Genomic DNA, 17,231 nt, shown 5'->3' with positions numbered 1-17,231 from the left:
CCTGGCGTTAGGAATCATCGCGGGCCGGTAGCTCAGTTAGGGAGAGCGTCCGGCTTTTAACCGGACGGTCGGGGGTTCGAATCCCTCCCGGCCCGTGTTCTTGCGAACGAAGTGAGCCGGACGAGGAGGGAGGATTCGCGGCCCAGAGGACGAGCGGAGCGATGTCCTCGTGGTTCGAATCCCTCCCGGCCCGCTTTTTCGGCGACCGACAAGGTGTAGTGACAGCGCGATAAGAGATTCGAACCCAGGGAGTCGCGCGCAGCGAACGCAGTGAGCGAGCACGTCACCATTCGGTTCGAATCCCTCCCGGCCCGCTTTTTCGGCGACCGACAAGGTGTAGTGACAGCGCGATGAGAGATTCGAACCCAGGGAGTCGCGCGCAGCGAACGCAGTGAGCGAGCACGTCACCATTCGGTTCGAATCCCTCCCGGCCCGCTTTTTCGGCGACCGACAAGGTGCAGTGACAACGCCACGAGACGCCGTGTCGTGCGGATGGCCCTACAGTCCCTCACCCTGGTAATCACCGTCGTAGGTCCCTTCGTGGCGGGCCTCGGTGAGAACGAGTTGGGCGATCCGCGCGTCGCGTTCGATCGTGATCGGATGGCCGACCTGGAGGAGCCCCTCACCGACACCCTCGTAGCCGGCGTCCCAGACGGCCGTATTGAGCATACAGGAGTTTCGAAGCAACGACGAGCGTGGATAGACGAATCCGACGTGTTCCTCGGGAATCCGGACCGGGTCGCCGTATTCGACGACGTAGTAACCGGGTTGGAGGCGAAACCGGACCTCTCCCGGAACCGGTTCCCGCTTGCCGATCGTCTTCCCGTCGCGTCCGATCCGCCCCGGGTCGGTCTGTTCGTAGATCGCGCCGACGGTCAGATCGACCCCGTTCGGCTGTACCTGCTCCGCATCGAGGTCGGCACCGGCCGCCTCGAGTTGCCGTGCGACGTACGCCCCGGATTCGAACATACGGACTGATCGGATCCGTCCGGTGAATAAACCACGGGGTTAAGCCTCAAAATTCGTCTTGTTCGCTGATAAATCGTATGGACCCGATCGGGGAGCGACGTGGCGCGTCGACGAGTCCTGCGTCGGCGAGTGATGCGTCGATGGACCATAATCGAGAGCGCCCGTATCCGGGCGTGGGAACTGTCAACACGGTCGATTTCCCATCAAAGTTGCCGATAGACGCCGGTCCGACACGGATACTGTTGAAAAAAGACTCGCGGGATTTATATCCGAGGCGAGTCGTGTTTTTGGTGATATGGGACAAACGATTGCAGAGAAGATCCTCGATGATCATCTCGTCGACGGGGAGCTAACGCCCGGCGAGGAGATCGGCATCGAGATCGACCAGGTTCTTACCCAGGATACGACGGGAACGATGGTCTGGCTCCAGTTCGAGGCGCTGGAGATGGAGGAGGTCCAGACGGAACTGGCCGCCCAGTACTGTGACCACCAGACCTATCAGTTCGACTTTAAGAACACCGATGACCACCGCTTCCTGCGTTCCGCGGCAGGAACCTACGGCGCGTACTTCTCCCGGCCCGGGAACGGTATCTGTCACCAGGTCCACAAGGAGAACTTCGCGGCGCCCGGCAAGACGCTGCTGGGATCGGACTCCCACACCCCGACCCCCGGCGGGCTCGGGCAGTTGGCGATCGGCGCCGGCGGGCTCGATATCGCCGTCGCGATGGGCGGCGGCCCCTACTACGTCGAGATGCCCGAGATCGTCAACGTCCACCTCGAGGGCGAACTGCCCGAGTGGGCGACGGCGAAGGACATCGCGCTCCACCTGCTCGGCGAGTTGACCGTCAAGGGCGGCGTGGGCAAGATCTTCGAGTACACCGGTCCGGGCGTCGAGTCGCTCACGATCCCCGAGCGAACGACGATCACGAACCTCGGCACCGAACTCGGCGCGACCTCATCGATCTTCCCAACCGACGAGGAGACGCGAGACTGGCTCGCCCGTCAGGGTCGCGAGGACGAGTACGTCGATCTCCAGCCCGACGAGGACGCCGAGTACGCCGAGGAGATCACCGTCAACCTCGACGAACTCGAGCCCCTCATCGCGTGTCCGTCCATGCCCGACAAGGTCGTGCCCGTCGACGAAGTCGCCGGCACCGAAGTCGAGCAGGTCATCATCGGCTCCTGTACGAACGGCGCCTACGAGGACATCCTCCCCAGCGCCAAGATGCTGGAGGACCGCGAAGTCGCCAAACACACCGAGATGATCGTCGCACCCGGATCCAAGCAGGCCTCCGAGATGTTGGCCCGTGAGGGATGGACGGCCGAACTGATGGCCGCCGGTGTAAACTTCTCGGAGTCGACCTGTGGCGCCTGTATCGGTATCGGCCACGTTCCCGCCTCCGATTCCGTCTCGCTTCGCACCTTCAACCGCAACTTCGAGGGCCGCTCGGGTATCGAGGACGACTCGGTATACCTCTGTTCGCCCGAGGTCGCGACCGCGGCCGCGATAGCCGGCGAGATCGTCGACCCGCGCGATCTGGCCGCCGATCTCGGCGACATGGAGGCCCCCGGTCTCGAGATGGGCGACAGCTACTCCGAGGGAATGGGTAAAGACGACCCCGACATCATCAACCCCGAGGAGGCGATCGACGACGAACTCATCAAGGGCCCGAACATCGGCGACGTCCCCATCCGCGAGGGAATCGACTCCGACATCAGCGGCGAGGCACTGCTCAAGATGGAGGACAACATCACGACCGACCACATCATCCCCGCGACGGCGGACATCCTGAAGTTCCGCTCGAACATCGAGAAGCTCTCGGAGTTCACTCTCTCGCGCGTCGACGAGACGTTCGCGACCCGGGCGAAGGAAGCCGGAGAGGGCGTCCTCGTGGCCGGCGAAAACTACGGACAGGGCTCCTCGCGCGAGCACGCGGCGCTTTGCCCGATGTATCTCGGCATCGAGACCGTCTTCGCACAGAGCTTCGCGCGCATCCACAAGGCGAACCTGTTCAACTTCGGGATCGTCCCGCTCGAGATCGACGCGGAAACCTACGAGCGGATCGACCAGGGTGACAATATCGAGATCCTCGATGACGTTGACGCCGCGGTGCGCGACGGCCAGGAAGAGTTCACCGCCCGCGTGAACGACGACTGGGAGTTCACCGCGACGCTTGATGCCTCCGACCGCGAACTCGAGATCCTCGCGGCCGGCGGCAAGCTCTCGTGGACCAAACGGCAGCACCAATCCGGTAGCGGCGCGGCCCCTGCAGACGACTGATTCGGGGCGATCCGCCCGGACTGCGGGTTTGGCTCGATCGGATACGTGATCGGTCGGCCGTCCGATCGTTCCACCATCCGATCGTTCGACCGTCCGACCGTTCTATCTCTTCGACTCCGTGAAGCCGTTCGACCGGGAGGAGCGGCCGCTCACTCGACGAGTTGGATCTCGTCGTCGCCGTGGGGAACGACGCAGATGAACGCGCCGCGTTCGGGGCCGTCGTTGTGGTAGGCGTGTTCGGTCCCCGCAGGAATGAAAAGCGAGTCGCCGTGGGAGACGGGTCGGTCCTCTCCGTCGATCGTGACCGTGTACTCGCCGGCCAGCACGTACTGGACGTGCTCAACCGCGTTGGTGTGGAGGGGGACCGTCGCATCCGGTTCGAGAATGAATCGGCGCATCGCGAAGTTCGGCGCACCGTCGGTTTCGTCGATCAAGACGCCTCGGCCGAGGCCATCGGCAGCCTCGACGATCTCGTAGTCGATCTCGTCGGCGCGTTTGATCGTGGGGGATCGATCGCTCATGCGGATCGGTGTGGCCTCCATGCTTTTAAGTGATGGCGTCGAACAATGGCGTATGCGAGGGATCAAGATCGGGAGTGCGTTCGGAATACCGATCCGACTCAATTGGACGTTTCTGTTGATTCTACCGCTTTTCGCCTTCCTGATCGGGCGAGACGTCGCCGTGATCGCCGAAGTGATAGGCGAAGCGCTACCCGCGACGATCGACGCAACGCAACTGGAAGGTGGATATCTACCGTGGATCCTCGGATTTGCGTCCGCCATTGGCCTGTTCGTGGGCGTACTCCTGCACGAGTTCGGTCACTCGCTCGTAGCGATGCGGTACGGCTACGAGATCGATTCGATCACGCTCTGGCTGCTCGGCGGCCTCGCCAACTTCACGGAGATCCCGGAGGACTGGCGACACGAATTCTGGATCGCGATCGCGGGACCGATCGTCTCCGTGATCGTCGGCGCCAGCTGTTATCTCGTCGTGGTGGCGACGGGAGGGCTAACACAGGGCGCATTCGGGATCGCGGGTGGCGTCTCAGCCGTCCGGTTCGTGTTCGGCTATCTCGCCCTGTTAAACATCATACTCGCAGTGTTCAACATGCTTCCGGCGTTCCCGATGGACGGCGGCCGGGTGCTGCGTGCGCTCCTGGCACGAAACATGCCGCACGCCACTGCGACCCAGCGAGCCGCTTCGATCGGCAAGGTGTTCGCGTTCATGCTCGCGGTCGTGGGACTGTTCGCGAACTGGTTTCTCATCTTCCTGGCGCTTTTCATCTACATCGCGGCCTCCGGGGAGGCCCAACAGACCACGCTCGCGGCCGCCTTCCAGGACGTTACGGTCGCGGACGTGATGACGCCGCGTTCGGAACTCGAGGTCGTCACGAAGGATACGACGATCGCGGAACTCATCGATCGGATGTTCCACGAGCGACACACGGGCTATCCCGTGATACAGAACGGGTCGCTCGTGGGAATGGTGACGCTCTCGGACGCTCGCGGGATCGAGGAGGTCGAACGCGACGCCTACCTCGTCGAGGACGTGATGGAACGCGATCTCGTGACAGTAACCCCGGACACGGACGCAATGGAAGCGATGCAAGAGATGCAGCGAAACGACATCGGTCGACTGCCGGTAATCGATGAGTCGGATGAGCTCGTGGGACTGATCTCACGAACCGACCTGATGACGGCGTTCAACGTCATTCAATCGAGCGGACCGCCGGATGCGGTCGTTCAACGGTCGCTTGGCAGCCGAGCAGCAAAGGTGGAGCCGAACCGCTAATTATTCCATGGGAATGCGTCGGTTGCGAAGCGATCCGCCACAATTCGGACAGTTCGAGGGTGGTTCCTCGGCGACGACCACCTCGCCACACTCGAAGCACTCGTAGGTTCGATCCTGCTCGTCGTGGTGATCAACGTCGATCATGGGCTGGTAGTCGCCACCCCGTTGCCGCGGCGGTGACGATCTACCAAGGGATACAAAGTGTATAAGGAAATACCAGGTGGTTACTCTTTCAACCCCATCGGGATTTGGGGGTTGAATAGTGAACATTGGGGCGATTCGTCGCCGCCCGCGTTACAACTGCGCTTGAATCACCTTACGATCGCGACACGAGCGTGGGATCGATCTCATCGAAGAGAACCCCGAACAACGTTCGATCGGCGGCGCGAACGTGCCGGTAGAACGCGGTCGCGGATATGTCGAGCATCTCGGCGACGTCCTCCCCGGTGTTTTCACGCGGCGATTCGAAGAATCCGCTATAGTAGGCCGTCCGAACGACCTCGAGTTGGCGGTCGGTCAACCGGTCGAATACCCGGGATCGGAGGTGCCCAGGAGATCGATCGATCGTCCGTTTCGACCGGAGTGTACTCTCGCCAAAGAGGTCAGCGACGAGATCGGAGACGTGTCGTACGTCGGCGTTCCCCGCGATCTCGATGGATATCGTGGTCGATTCCGGCGTCGCCGACACCGCATGCAGGACGGCGCCGTGATCCGCGAGTTCGAGCGCCGGAAATGGTCGAGAAAGCCGAAGCCGGAGAACACCACCGACGCCGTCGACGGTTATTCGGTCGACGGACTCGACTGCGAGTAGATCCATCGCGGCCGTCTCAACCCGATCGACGGGGACATCCTCGACCGTGATGAAGACGTCGCTCCCCTCCGCAGTCTGTTGAACGCCGCCGTGGTAGGCTATCGTACACGAAGACTCCTCGGCGAGTCGGGAGAGCACGAACGTCGAGTCCGTCAGTTCGAATTCGAGACGGACTACAGAGGACGTGACGAGGGCGTTCCGCCGTTCGATCGCGCTCGTAGCGGAGGCGATCGTCTCGGCGAGTTCCGCAAGCACCTCACGGGAGGTTTCATCGAAAGCGTTGCGCGCGTCGGCGTAGACGGTCAAGACGCCGTAGGAGACGTCATTGTAGACCAGCGGGACGCTCACCACCGAGAGGAAATCACACGCGAGCGCGCCCGTACGCCACTCCTCCTCGCGAAGGCGCTCCGCCACGTTCGCGACGGTCGTCACTTCCCGCGTCGCCGCGGTTCGGCCGGCCGGTTCGGTGTCGTCGACGCGGACGTCGATCCGTCGATCGTCGAGATACCCGCGCTCATGGCCGGCCCACGCACGTGGAACGACCGTCTCCGTGGCCGGATCGACGTCGCCGATCCAGGCGAATCGGAAGCGATCCTCGGCGGTGAGCAACTCACAAACCGTATGATCGATCTCCTCCCGAGTTTCGGCCTGTACGAGCGCCCGATCGATGCTTCGGATCGTCTCGTTGATCCGATTTACTGCCCGGAGATCCTCGTTTCGCCGCTGGAGGGAGCGGTCCTGCTCGCGAAGCTGACTCTCCCGACTCACGCGATCGAGGGCCGCCTCGGCGGTCGCAGCGAGCAGATCGGCGAGTTCCCGACGAGCGTCGTCGAAGGAATTGACGTCAGTCGACCCGACGACGAAGACGCCGTGGTCGCCAAGCGGGATGTAGGCAGCACTTCCCAGCTCCGTCGTCGGGTCGGTGGCGATGTCGGCGGCGTGAACGTCCTCGAAAAAGAGCGATTCGTCCTCGAGGAAGCTGTGTGTGACGGGACCATCGGCATCGACGGGTATCTCCGGAAGGGTACCGGTTACCCGTTCCATTCCGGGGGAGACGGCTACCGGCCGAAGCCGGTTGTCGTCCCGACCGAACAGATAAACAGCGCTCGCATCGAGATCGAGAACTGCCGGAACGTCGTCGACGACGTGGGTCGCGATCTCCGGATGGGACTCCGCATACAGGAACTCACGAGCCGTCCCCTGAAGCGTCGCAAGCGCCTCCTCGCGCTGTTTGCGTTTGGTCACGTCACGACAGCTGTACAACAGCGTCCCGCCCTGAATCGACACCTCCCGAACGTTGACCAGGAGGGTGTGTTCACGTCCCGCCCTGTCCGTCGCGGTACACTCGATGTTCTTCAACATGCCCGTCTCGGCGAGCTCTTCGCGGTCGAAGAGATCCTCGCCGAGGAGTTCGTCGATCGTTCCGAGCTCCCGGATCTCCGCGGCGGTGTACCCGAAGATGAAGTGGACGTTCGGACAGACGTACGTGTACTCGCCGGCCTCATCGGTGATGAGGACGGTATCGGTCATGTTGTTGAGTGTGACCCTGTGGAGCCGCTCGGAGCGACGGAGATCCCGTTCGAGTTCGACGCGCTCGGTGACGTCGACCCCCTCGATGAGGATCGAGGCGGTCGTTCCGTGGTCGGTCTCGACGGGCCGTGCCGAGAGTTCAACCACGTGCGTATCGTCCCCACCGGGGACGCCCGTAAGGACCGCAGTAGCGAAACTACCATCCCGTGCGCGCTCGACGATACGCCGGACGTCCGAGCGAAGCTGCTCGTCGTGTGACCACGGGGGAAGCGATCGGAACGGCCGTCCTGGAGAGACGTCGGTCTCGTCCGAAGCGGCCAGTTCGCGGGCGGTTCGATTCGCTCGGAGAAGCGTCCCGTCCGGATCGAGAACCCACGTCGCGGTCCGTTCGTCCTCGAAGATCGCGTCGAACTGTTCGGCCCGATCCCGGATTTTCCGGGCGGAACGGGCCGAATGGACGCTCGCTTCGACTCGATCCAGAAGCTCCTGAAAGGCATCCTCGTGAGGATCCGAAATGGGAACGTACTCGGAGATGCCCGCCGCGACGGCCTCGCTCGCGAGCGCCTCGGACCCATCCGCGGGAGCAAAAACGACGGGAAGCGTCGAATCGTCCGCGCGAATCGCTCGAAGCAGTTCCATCCCGGTCGCGTTCGAGAGCCGGTTCGTCGTGAGCAGGCAGTCGATCGATCGGTCCCCGCAAGCCGCACGTATCTCCGAAACCGTCGAGACGACCTGCGTCTGTGCATCGATGCGCGTTTCGGCCGTCTCCGCGAACTCATCGAGCCAGTCCGCGGTTCCGGCAAGAAGGATCCGCGGATCCTCCGACGGGTCGGCTGAACGATCCATCATCGGGGATCGATTCCGGAGACGGTTCAAGACTCCGAACCGGCGGTCGACGCGCGCGGGTCGTCGACCGTTCCGACGTGGAAACTACCCCTCCATCTCCGTCTCGTCGGCGTCGGGCGCGTTGCGTTTGACGCCGTTGACCGCGTCGAGAGCGTTCGACCGCGAGGTGTACCCCTGTCCGGAGTCGGCGAGAATATTGCCGTTTCGATGGCGCAATCGCCAGCGCCAGTCGCCCGCCGCATCCTCGTAGATCTCGAAGGCAGCGTCCCCGATATCGAGGACGTCCGCATCCGGAGCGTACTCCTGGGCACGTTCGATCGCGTCCTCGACGCCACCTTTCGAGGCGTATCCTTCACCGGAGTCAGCGATGATGTTGCCGTTGTCGTGAACGAGCCGCCAGCGCCATTCGCCCGCCGCATCCTCGTAGATCTCAAAGGTTGCGCTCATGATTCACCCGGAAAATCAACGTCGAGTGACATAACTGTTCTCGCCGAGGGAGGTGTTCGAAGGAGCCGAGGAGTTGGAGGTGTTCGAGGCGTTTGAGACGTTCGAAGGGTTTGGGGTCGGGTTGTGCTCACTCCTCGACCACCTCCGTTTCAGCATCGGCAATGTTCGAACGCACGCTTTCGACACCCTGGCTCGCCTTCGCTCGGGAGGCGTACCCCTGCCCCGAATCGGCCAGGATGGACCCGTTCTCGTGGAGCAGTCTCCAGCGGTACTTGCCCGCCGTATCCCGGTACAACTCGAAGGCCGCAGGATCGATTTGCAGATAGTCGGCAGTGGCGACATGAGATCGCACGCGATTCATCGCTCGAACCGCATTCGGGCGGGAGGCGTATCCTTCACCCGAATCCCCGATCACGTTCCCGTTGTCGTGGCGGAGTCGCCAGCGCCACTCGTCGGCCGAATCCGCATACAGTTCGAAGGTCGCCTGGCTTTCGACGGACACGGATGGAACGGCGAGATCCGGATCGTCGGCATCCTCCGGCTCCGGTTCCGTGTCCGCTTCGCGCTCCGATTCGATCCGCAATACACCCGCACCGAGGGCATTTCGCATGACGCTGTGCATGCCCTGGTGACACTTCTGACGGGAGGCGTATCCTTGCCCGGAGTCAGCGATGACGTTGCCGTTTCGATGGCGGAGTCGCCAGCGCCACTCGTCGGCCGCGTCCTCATAGAGTTCGAATCGCGCCTGACTCGCCTGTAGTGTTTCCAGATTCGCCTCGGTTGCAGTGAGTTCCTCCTGGAGTTCCCGAACGCGCGTTTGGGTGTCCTCCAGTTCCGCGGACGTCGCGTCGGCGGATTCCTGAAGCATCGCGTGCTCCTCGTAGATCGGATCGGTGACCATCGGAACGATCGCTCCCGCCACCCCGATGAGCACGACTCCGAGCGCATAGAACCCCATCACGTCAACCCGGCCGACGCCCGGCTGCCAACCGTCGGGATAGACCGCGACGAACCACACCACGGCGACCACACACAACACCACGCCGACGGACGCGATCCTCGTCGCGGTCCGCCGGATCGGGAACCGAATGATGGATCCGAGCATGATGAGCGGGGCACCGATTCCGCTGAGTACGACTCCGTACTGTCGATACGTGTACGTCATCGTCGCCGAGTCGACCGAGTTGCTGTAGGTGTACACGATCACGCCCAAAAGCGTGAGGATCACGCCGAGAGCGAACAGCCAATATCCGCGGACCTCGTCGTCGGTCCTGGGGGTTCCGATCCGCTCTCTGTACCAGTCAGTGAGCATTTGCGATGCTGAATCAGCCATATGCTACCAATTAGCGTGGAGAACATATAGTCCTACTGGCAGGATTTATGTCGACTAACAGAAGTTCCGGCTCGAATCCCCCTCACGATGCCACTCCATCGTCGATCGGGGCGACACTGCTAATCGAACACTTCTCCGACGTGAAACGAGACCGGAATGGGTCGCAGAATGCCCCGAATCGGCTTCTCGTCACTCGCCATCTCGATGCGACCCCCTCATCCAAGAATCACCAGCGACGGCACTCCTCGCCGAGTTTAGTTGACGTCGACGATCTCGATATCGAACACCAGCGTTTCTCCCGCGAGCTCGGGGTTGAAGTCCACCCGAATGACGTCTTCGTCGACGTGAATGACTTCGCCCTGTTGGCCATTCTGAGCCTCGAGGTATGCGCCCTCCTCCGGAGTCTGACCGCCGAGCATGCCTCGAAGTTCCTCAGTCTCGAACTCCTGGATGCGCTCTTCGGTCCACTCACCGTACGCCTTCTCGGGCGGGATGGTGAGTGTCGTCGTCTCTCCGGGTTCCAAGCCGACCAGTCCGTCATCCATTCCTTCGATGACCTGTTCTGCACCGACCTCGACCGTGAGTGGGTCGTATTCCCTGTCGGGTTGTGCGTCAGCCAGTCCCGCCTCTTCGGCGACGGATGCCCGCGAGGTATCAAAGACTGTCTCTTCGTCGTCCAGTCGGCCCGTGTACTCGAGCGTAACAGAATCGCCAGTAGCTATCGCCATATGTCAACGACGAGCGCCACACGGAAAACCCGTGGCATTGAAGCGGCGCAACCGGCCCACTCGACCTCGGGGAACTCGGCTTGTCTCTCGGTAGAAGTGCCTCCATCGTCGAACCCCATCGTTGTGAGGAGGGTTGGAGGTCCGGGTGCGAGAATTGAACCCGCGTCTCAGCCTCCACAAGGCTGAAGGATAGTCCACTACCCTAACCCGGACACGCGGTGATATCTATCCCGGTGTTACGGATATACGTTACGACTCCGTGGCACCATGTGCTGTTTCCGCACACGAAGGAAGGTCACCACGGCCCTTTTACTCGATCGGCGCCTATCACAATCAACCGTGGCCATCACCGACAAGATCTACCTGAAGAACCACCGGCAGATCGCCTCACAACTGGAGGCGAACGTCCCGAGAGGTGCCTTCTCCGGGGCGACCCTCGATCTCGTCTTCACCGGCGATGGGATCGCCGATCTCGACTCGGCGACCCGTGATCGAGTACTCGATTTCGCCGAGGATTTCCTCGGCTGTAGTTGCGATCAGAATCCCTACTGTGGCTGTCCCGAACGGAAGTTTACGCAGTATCTCCTGGAACTTCGCGCGGAGGGACTCGGACCAAACGAGATCGTCGACGTGATGACCGACGACTACATGGTCTACGCATACACCGGCGACATCCGGTCGTTCCTCGACGACTCGATCCGAACGATGGAGGCGATAGAGACGCTCGCGAACGTCGACGGTGACACGGAGACGTCCGAACGGGCACGGCAAGCGAAACGCGACCTCTCGGGATAGCGATCGCCGAATCTGCGCCCCGGCGTCGGCGTGGTTCGATGCGCTTAAACGCCGTCCACTCCAACTCGTTCGGGATGAGTGACCCGGCCCTCGACGTGGTCGAATTCGTGTTGACGACGCACCTGTACACGGAAGACCGGGACCTCGAGGAGAACGATCTGCCGCCGCGATTCCGCGAGGTCTTCTGGAGTGATCGTCCGGGCGAAGACAGCCCGGGCGGTATCGAACGCCCGATCAAGGCGACCGACGAGAACGTTCGGACCGCCACGGGCGTCGAGCGTCCCTGGGAGGCGGTCTCGGACCTCCTGTTTACCCAGCGAACTGACTTCTCCGGAGAGATATCACTTACCCAACCGGAGATGGCGATCGAGTGGATCCACGAGCGGGCGGAGACGGACCGCATGGAGACGAACCCGACCCTGGCGGCAGCCATCGAGGACCGCAATGACCTCGAAACGTCAGTCACCCACGAGGAGGCACGGGAGAACACGCGCCCAATACACGCGGACCGCGTCTGGATCGACGCGCTGTTGGAGGAGTACTTCGACGAGGAGGAGGACGCCGAGATGCTCGATCTCGTCAGCGTTCGAGCCCCCGAGGAGATCGAGACAACGCTCCACGACCTCGTGTTGACCGCCGATCAGGAAGGCGAAGTACAGAAGATCGTCAAGGCGATCGAACACCGCGAGTATCTCGCCAGCATTGGTCTCCGGGAGATCGGAAAGCTCCTGTTCGTTGGACCGCCGGGAACCGGTAAGACGACTATTTCACGGGCGCTTGCACACGAACTCGGGCTGCCCTTCGTCGAAGTGAAGCTGTCGATGATCACGAGCCAGTACCTCGGCGAGACCGCCAAGAACGTCGAGAAGACCTTCGAGGTCGCAAAGCGGCTTTCGCCGTGTATCCTCTTTATCGACGAGTTCGACTCGGTCGCCAAGACGCGTCGGTCGGACGAACACGCCGCGCTCAAACGGGCGGTCAACACGCTTCTGAAGTCGATCGACGACATCTCGCTGATCCGCGACGAGGTGCTCCTTATCGGCGCGACGAACCATCCGGACCAGCTCGACGCCGCCGCCTGGCGGCGGTTCGATGAGATCATCAACTTCCCGAAACCCGATCGCGGGATGCGGGCGGACATCCTCCGGATCGTCACCCGGGAGATGGACATCGCCGATTTCGACCCCAAGGAGGTCGCCGAGCGAACGGCCGGACTCACCGGATCCGATCTCCGGATGGTCCTCCGGGAAGCGGTTCTGCAAGCGCTCACCGAGGAACGGACGACGTTGACGCAGACCGACGTGATGGACGCCGTCGACGACTTCGAGGAGCGGGACAACCTCAAAAACATGGACATGATCGACGGCAAGGGGGCCGCCGTTGCTGGCGACGGCGGCGAGTCGAGCGGGCAGGACGCCGGACACGATCACGACCACGACCACGACCACGACCACGACCACGATCACGATCACGATCACGATCACGATCACGATCACGACTAATACGCCAGTCGCGATCCCTCTACGCCGGACACGATCCTTCTACGCCGGTCGTCATCACCAATACGCCGGACACGGTCACAACAGAGACGAGTGTGCCAAACCGCGGTCGGAGAGTTGATCGAGCAAAGAGTGCAACCGAAAGCGGACTCGACATCCCACCGGGGATGGCTCAGCCGTCGAGCGAGCGCTCCCCGGCACGAATGGTGGTATCGAGCCAGTTCTCCTCGGGTGGGAGCGGACACGAGAAGGTCTCGCTGTAGGCACAGAACGGATTGTACGCGAGATTGAAGTCGATACCTACCTGATCGCCGTCGGAGAGTTCCGTTTCGGGTTCCAGTTCGATATATCGGCCGTGACGGTAACTCTCCTGTCCGGTCGTCTTATCTCGAAATGGAACGAAAAGCGCCGCATCCTCTTCGGTCTCCTGACGATAGGCACACAGCGTCTGCGTCTCGCCGTCCAATTCGAAATCGAAACTCATCACACGGAGGTAGCGAACGTTCGGCCCAGCGGTCGTCTCCATTTCGACTGGCTCGGGGTCGTCGTGGACCGTAACCGTTGCCTCGACGCGATACTCCGGATCGGGATCGAAATACCGGAGTCCGTCGAACGAGTCGCGGTCCTCCGGCGGGATCGGCGACTGGGGATGCTCGGCGAAAAACTCGTCTTTTTCCGCCCGGCTGCTCGCGAGTTGACTCACGTAGTCGTCGGACATGGATCGAAGTAGCGTCTCGAGGCGCTTGAGCGGTGGGATCCGCCGAAGACTTACTTCCCCTGCGACCGATCGATACGGCATGCAGGCTCGCGATCTGATGGTCGAAGATGTCAAAACCGTCTCGCCGGACGACGACGTCTCCCACGTCCTCAAACGGTTCGCCCGCGTCGACTTCTCGGGATTTCCGGTCGTCGACGAGGATGGGGTCATCCTCGGGATAGTCACCGAATCCGACCTCGTCGATCTGTTCGAGCCCGAAGAGGAGACGCTGTGGATCCCGATCGGTCTCCCGCCGTTCGTCGACACGCTGACCTACCAGATCGACGTCCCGTGGAGCGAGATCGAGACGGGAATCGATTTCGTTCGGGAATCGGGACGGTCGATCTCGGAGGTGATGACGAGGGACGTCCTCACCGTAACGCCGGAGACGGACGTCGAGGAGGTCCTCGATCATCTGGTCGGCGATCCGGACGTCAACCGGATCCCGGTCGTCGACGACGACGGCAAGGTCGTGGGAATCATCGCTCGCCAGGACGTGATTCGCGCCTTCCGGGATCAGGAGCTGGCGTGATTTCGTAACCGTGTGAACGACTCGATCACCGTGCACGCGATCGGGAGTGGAGAAGTATGGCGGCCCCTCCCGATCCCACGTCGTGTGTCGAAAGGGTAAGGCTCACCCGGTGGTGAGAACCGGTGTGAGCCGTCACCGAGACCTCCTTTCGTTCCTCGTCCTCGCTGCCGTCTGGGGATCGGCATTCATGGCGATCAACGCCGGTCTCGCGTACTTTCCGCCGGTGCTTTTCGCCGCCTTGCGGTACGACGTCGCGGCGGTCGTGATGTTTGGATACGGCGTCTTCGCCGTCGAGGATCCGATACCGCGGACGCGCGGCGAATGGTCGCTCGTGGTGATCGGCGCCGTGTTGCTCATCTCGGCGTACCACGTGTTTCTGTTCATGGGCGAGTCGGACCCACACGTGACGAGCGCGATCGCCGCCGTTCTCGTCAGCCTCTCGCCCGTGTTGACGACCGTCTTCGCTCGGGCCTTCCTTCCGAACGAGCGACTCACGCCGCTTGGAACCGTCGGACTGTTGGTCGGTCTCTTCGGCGTCGTGGTCCTCACACGTCCGGAGCCGAACAACCTCATGGGTGAGGGGACCGGTGCAAAACTGCTCGTGTTCCTCGCGGCCGCTTCCTTCGCGTTGGGGACCGTCCTGACGCGAACGATCGACGCCGATCTGCCGATCGAGACGATGGAGTCGTGGTCGATGATCCTCGGTGCAGGAATCATGCACACCGTCGCGATCGCACGGGGTGAGTCACTCGCGGACGTCGCATGGGTCCTGGAGGGAATCCTCGCGCTGTCGTACCTCTCGATCGTCGCCAGTGCGCTCGGATTTCTCATCTACTTCGATCTCCTCGATCGACTCGGACCGATCGAGATCAATCTGGTCTCGTATGTCGCACCGGTCTTCGCCGCACTTTCGGGCTGGGCGTTTCTCTCGGAGACGATCACGTCGACGACGGTAGCGGGCTTTCTGCTCATCTTTTCCGGATTTCTGCTCGTTAAACGGAACGCAGTTCGGGCTGAGATCGTCCGACGCAGGCGCTGACGATCCAGCAACGGGAACGGCATCCCGTCGTGCTTTCGGGGCACCATCGTGGTACATCTTCACATAGATTTTTGAACACCGTCGGCGTATGCAGGTTTATGAGGATTATTGTCGTGGGATTCGGTCGCGTCGGATCACGAACCGCACGGATACTCGCGGCGGAGGGCCACGACGTCATCGTCGTCGACAACGACTCCGAGAAGGTTCATAAAGCCCGAAATCGAGGATTCACCGTGATCAAAGGGGATGGAGGCAGCCAGTCGGTACTCGAGGAGGCGAGGATCGCCTCCACCGACGCCGTCGGTGGATTCACCGGATCCATCGAGACGAACCACACCATCTGTCGAATCGGCGCCGCACACGGCTGTCGAACCGTGATGCGCCTGAGCGAGGACCTCGATCCCGAGGTGTACGATCGCTACAAGGCGGACGCCGACGCGGTGATATATCCGGAGCGATTCGGTGCCGCCGGTGCGAAGACGGCGCTTCTGGAGGGTGATTTTAACGTTCTCGATGAACTAACCGAGGATCTCCAGCTATTCGTCCTCACGATCCCCGAGACGGCGCCCACGGTCGGCGAACGCGTCAACGGGATCGATCTCGAGGACAAGGGACGGATCTATGCACACGGTCACGAGGGCGAGGCATTAACGATCCCCCTTCCGGGAACGAGAATCGAGGCACACGACCGCATCGCCCTCCTCGCCTCGACGGACTCGATCGATGAGGTGCGATCGAGGATCACCGGCGAGTGATCCCAGTGGCAGGACGAACGACGAGTCCACAAATCGGATGTAGGTCGGGCGTCTTCGGTCGAACGTGAACTGGGGAACCCTGTTCGAGTGCGGCCGGTCGGCGAACGTCGACCGTTCGATGGTGAGAGACGCGCTCGAACGACGTCGGTCTCGAGACGACGATCGTCGCGACCGCTTCGACTCGGGAGCCGCCTCTTCGGAATTGTCGACCCCCGATCCAACGCCGTCTCGAGTGGTCGCGGACGCCGATGTGCTCGCGGCCGATCTCCTGTGTGGAGGGGAGGCACGCGAGGCACTCGATGTGATCCGTGGCCACTCGTGGCTAACCCTCATCGCGAGCGAACCGCTGCTGGAGGATGCAGAGTGGGTGATCGCGGAACTGGCAGGGGATGAACTGGCGGACGCCTGGGGGGAACTCATCCGCGACCGGTCCGAACAGGTGAGACACCCAGCCGGGGATCATCCCGCTCTGGCGTCAGCATATCGCGGCGGGGCGATGCACGTGCTCTCGTTCGATCCCCGACTCACGAGCGCCGCTGCCGGTGCCGCGCTCCGCGATCGAGTGCCGGTGAGCGTCCGCGAACCCCGTGCGTTTACGAGCGTGTTCGACGCCGAACGGCTCTATCAGACAGTCATCGGAGAAACGTATCCGGGTCCGGATCGCGATCCTCGATCGTGAACGACGGCACGATCGAACCGGTGTTTCGGGATCGATAGCGTGCAGGCGACACGCGCGGCCCGTTCCGGTCGACGGCGTGAACGAGGATCACTCATCGGCGGATCGATCGAGGATTCTCGCGGCCGCGTTCCGACGACCTCCGACGCGGCGTGTCGCACACCCGCAGACACGTCGAGGCCACCGTGACTGGCACGTCGCGGGCTGAGTCGTCATCAGTGATAAACCCGGGGCGGGACAGCCGATCGACGATCGCCTGGAACTACCGGTCCGCGAACCACTCGGCGAACTTCGCGAGCGCCCGACCGCGGTGTGAGACGGCGTTCTTGCGTTCAGTATCCATCTCGGCGAACGTCGTTCCGTCGTGTTCGAAGATCGGGTCGTATCCGAATCCACCCTCGCCGCGCGGGGAGACGATCGTCCCGGGAACGTACCCTTCGAA

General features: G+C 62.3%; 15 protein-coding genes, 2 tRNA genes and 1 pseudogene. 9 read left to right on the top strand and 9 right to left on the bottom strand.

Annotated elements, in window-relative coordinates:
* Positions 1–21: 21 nt before the first annotated feature.
* A tRNA-Lys gene (locus tag ACERIT_RS03260) sits at positions 22–95 on the top strand.
* 403 nt (positions 96–498) lie between these two features.
* On the opposite strand, the gene ACERIT_RS03255 is transcribed toward ACERIT_RS03260, so the two are convergent.
* On the bottom strand, positions 499–969 hold the full coding sequence (locus tag ACERIT_RS03255) for a deoxyuridine 5'-triphosphate nucleotidohydrolase (RefSeq protein ID WP_373673384.1): 471 nt from the start codon (positions 967–969) through the stop codon (positions 499–501).
* Between the two features lie 295 nt (positions 970–1,264).
* On the opposite strand from ACERIT_RS03255, the gene ACERIT_RS03250 reads away from it, so the two are divergent.
* Complete coding sequence (locus tag ACERIT_RS03250) at positions 1,265–3,250, top strand: aconitate hydratase (protein ID WP_373673383.1); 1,986 nt, start codon at positions 1,265–1,267, stop codon at positions 3,248–3,250.
* Positions 3,251–3,399: 149 nt separating this feature from the next.
* Here the strand turns inward: ACERIT_RS03250 and ACERIT_RS03245 are convergent, their stop codons facing one another.
* The gene (locus ACERIT_RS03245; RefSeq protein ID WP_373673382.1) at positions 3,400–3,771 is read right to left on the bottom strand and encodes a cupin domain-containing protein; all 372 of its coding nucleotides are present in this window, start codon (positions 3,769–3,771) and stop codon (positions 3,400–3,402) included.
* A gap of 52 nt (positions 3,772–3,823) precedes the next feature.
* Here ACERIT_RS03245 and ACERIT_RS03240 point away from each other — a divergent pair, with 52 nt between their 5' ends.
* Entirely contained in the window at positions 3,824–5,041 is a 1,218-nt protein-coding gene (locus ACERIT_RS03240; RefSeq protein ID WP_373673381.1) for a CBS domain-containing protein, read from the top strand.
* Here the strand turns inward: ACERIT_RS03240 and ACERIT_RS03235 are convergent, their stop codons facing one another.
* The 5 genes and pseudogenes from ACERIT_RS03235 to ACERIT_RS03215 form a co-directional block, all read right to left on the bottom strand.
* The gene (locus tag ACERIT_RS03235; protein WP_373673380.1) at positions 5,042–5,185 is read right to left on the bottom strand and encodes a rubrerythrin-like domain-containing protein; all 144 of its coding nucleotides are present in this window, start codon (positions 5,183–5,185) and stop codon (positions 5,042–5,044) included. It abuts the gene before it with no gap.
* A gap of 172 nt (positions 5,186–5,357) precedes the next feature.
* Complete coding sequence (locus ACERIT_RS03230; protein WP_373673379.1) at positions 5,358–8,228, bottom strand: bacterio-opsin activator domain-containing protein; 2,871 nt, start codon at positions 8,226–8,228, stop codon at positions 5,358–5,360.
* Positions 8,229–8,312: 84 nt separating this feature from the next.
* Positions 8,313–10,008: pseudogene (locus ACERIT_RS03225) on the bottom strand (HVO_2922 family protein).
* A 254-nt stretch (positions 10,009–10,262) separates the two neighbouring features.
* Positions 10,263–10,736: a peptidylprolyl isomerase gene (locus tag ACERIT_RS03220; RefSeq protein ID WP_373673378.1), complete on the bottom strand. Its 474-nt coding sequence runs from the start codon at positions 10,734–10,736 to the stop codon at positions 10,263–10,265.
* Between the two features lie 139 nt (positions 10,737–10,875).
* Positions 10,876–10,948 (bottom strand) — tRNA-His (locus ACERIT_RS03215).
* 127 nt (positions 10,949–11,075) lie between these two features.
* On the opposite strand from ACERIT_RS03215, the gene ACERIT_RS03210 reads away from it, so the two are divergent.
* On the top strand, positions 11,076–11,531 hold the full coding sequence (locus ACERIT_RS03210; RefSeq protein WP_373673377.1) for a DUF5814 domain-containing protein: 456 nt from the start codon (positions 11,076–11,078) through the stop codon (positions 11,529–11,531).
* Positions 11,532–11,605: 74 nt separating this feature from the next.
* The gene (locus ACERIT_RS03205) at positions 11,606–13,033 is read left to right on the top strand and encodes an ATP-binding protein (RefSeq protein ID WP_373673376.1); all 1,428 of its coding nucleotides are present in this window, start codon (positions 11,606–11,608) and stop codon (positions 13,031–13,033) included.
* Positions 13,034–13,202: 169 nt separating this feature from the next.
* Here ACERIT_RS03205 and ACERIT_RS03200 read toward each other — a convergent pair whose 3' ends face one another.
* A complete protein-coding gene (locus tag ACERIT_RS03200; protein WP_373673375.1) occupies positions 13,203–13,748 on the bottom strand; it encodes a DUF1684 domain-containing protein in 546 nt (181 codons plus the stop codon).
* Positions 13,749–13,827: 79 nt separating this feature from the next.
* Here ACERIT_RS03200 and ACERIT_RS03195 point away from each other — a divergent pair, with 79 nt between their 5' ends.
* The 4 genes from ACERIT_RS03195 (at position 13,828) to ACERIT_RS03180 (ending at position 16,792) form a co-directional block, all read left to right on the top strand.
* On the top strand, positions 13,828–14,319 hold the full coding sequence (locus ACERIT_RS03195; RefSeq protein WP_373673374.1) for an HPP family protein: 492 nt from the start codon (positions 13,828–13,830) through the stop codon (positions 14,317–14,319).
* Positions 14,320–14,443: 124 nt separating this feature from the next.
* Complete coding sequence (locus tag ACERIT_RS03190; protein WP_373673373.1) at positions 14,444–15,358, top strand: DMT family transporter; 915 nt, start codon at positions 14,444–14,446, stop codon at positions 15,356–15,358.
* A 98-nt stretch (positions 15,359–15,456) separates the two neighbouring features.
* Complete coding sequence (locus tag ACERIT_RS03185; RefSeq protein ID WP_373673372.1) at positions 15,457–16,113, top strand: TrkA family potassium uptake protein; 657 nt, start codon at positions 15,457–15,459, stop codon at positions 16,111–16,113.
* Positions 16,114–16,177: 64 nt separating this feature from the next.
* Positions 16,178–16,792, top strand: coding sequence for a hypothetical protein (locus tag ACERIT_RS03180; protein ID WP_373673371.1), 615 nt, complete (start codon positions 16,178–16,180; stop codon positions 16,790–16,792).
* A gap of 259 nt (positions 16,793–17,051) precedes the next feature.
* Here ACERIT_RS03180 and ACERIT_RS03175 read toward each other — a convergent pair.
* On the bottom strand, positions 17,052–17,231 hold a 180-nt coding region (locus ACERIT_RS03175; protein WP_373673370.1), incomplete at its 5' end, for a non-canonical purine NTP pyrophosphatase.

The organism is Halopenitus sp. H-Gu1, from assembly GCF_041821145.1.
GTDB lineage: Archaea > Halobacteriota > Halobacteria > Halobacteriales > Haloferacaceae > Halopenitus.
Note: the sequence above shows the minus strand (reverse complement) of the source record. Positions and strands in the feature narration are given on the sequence as shown.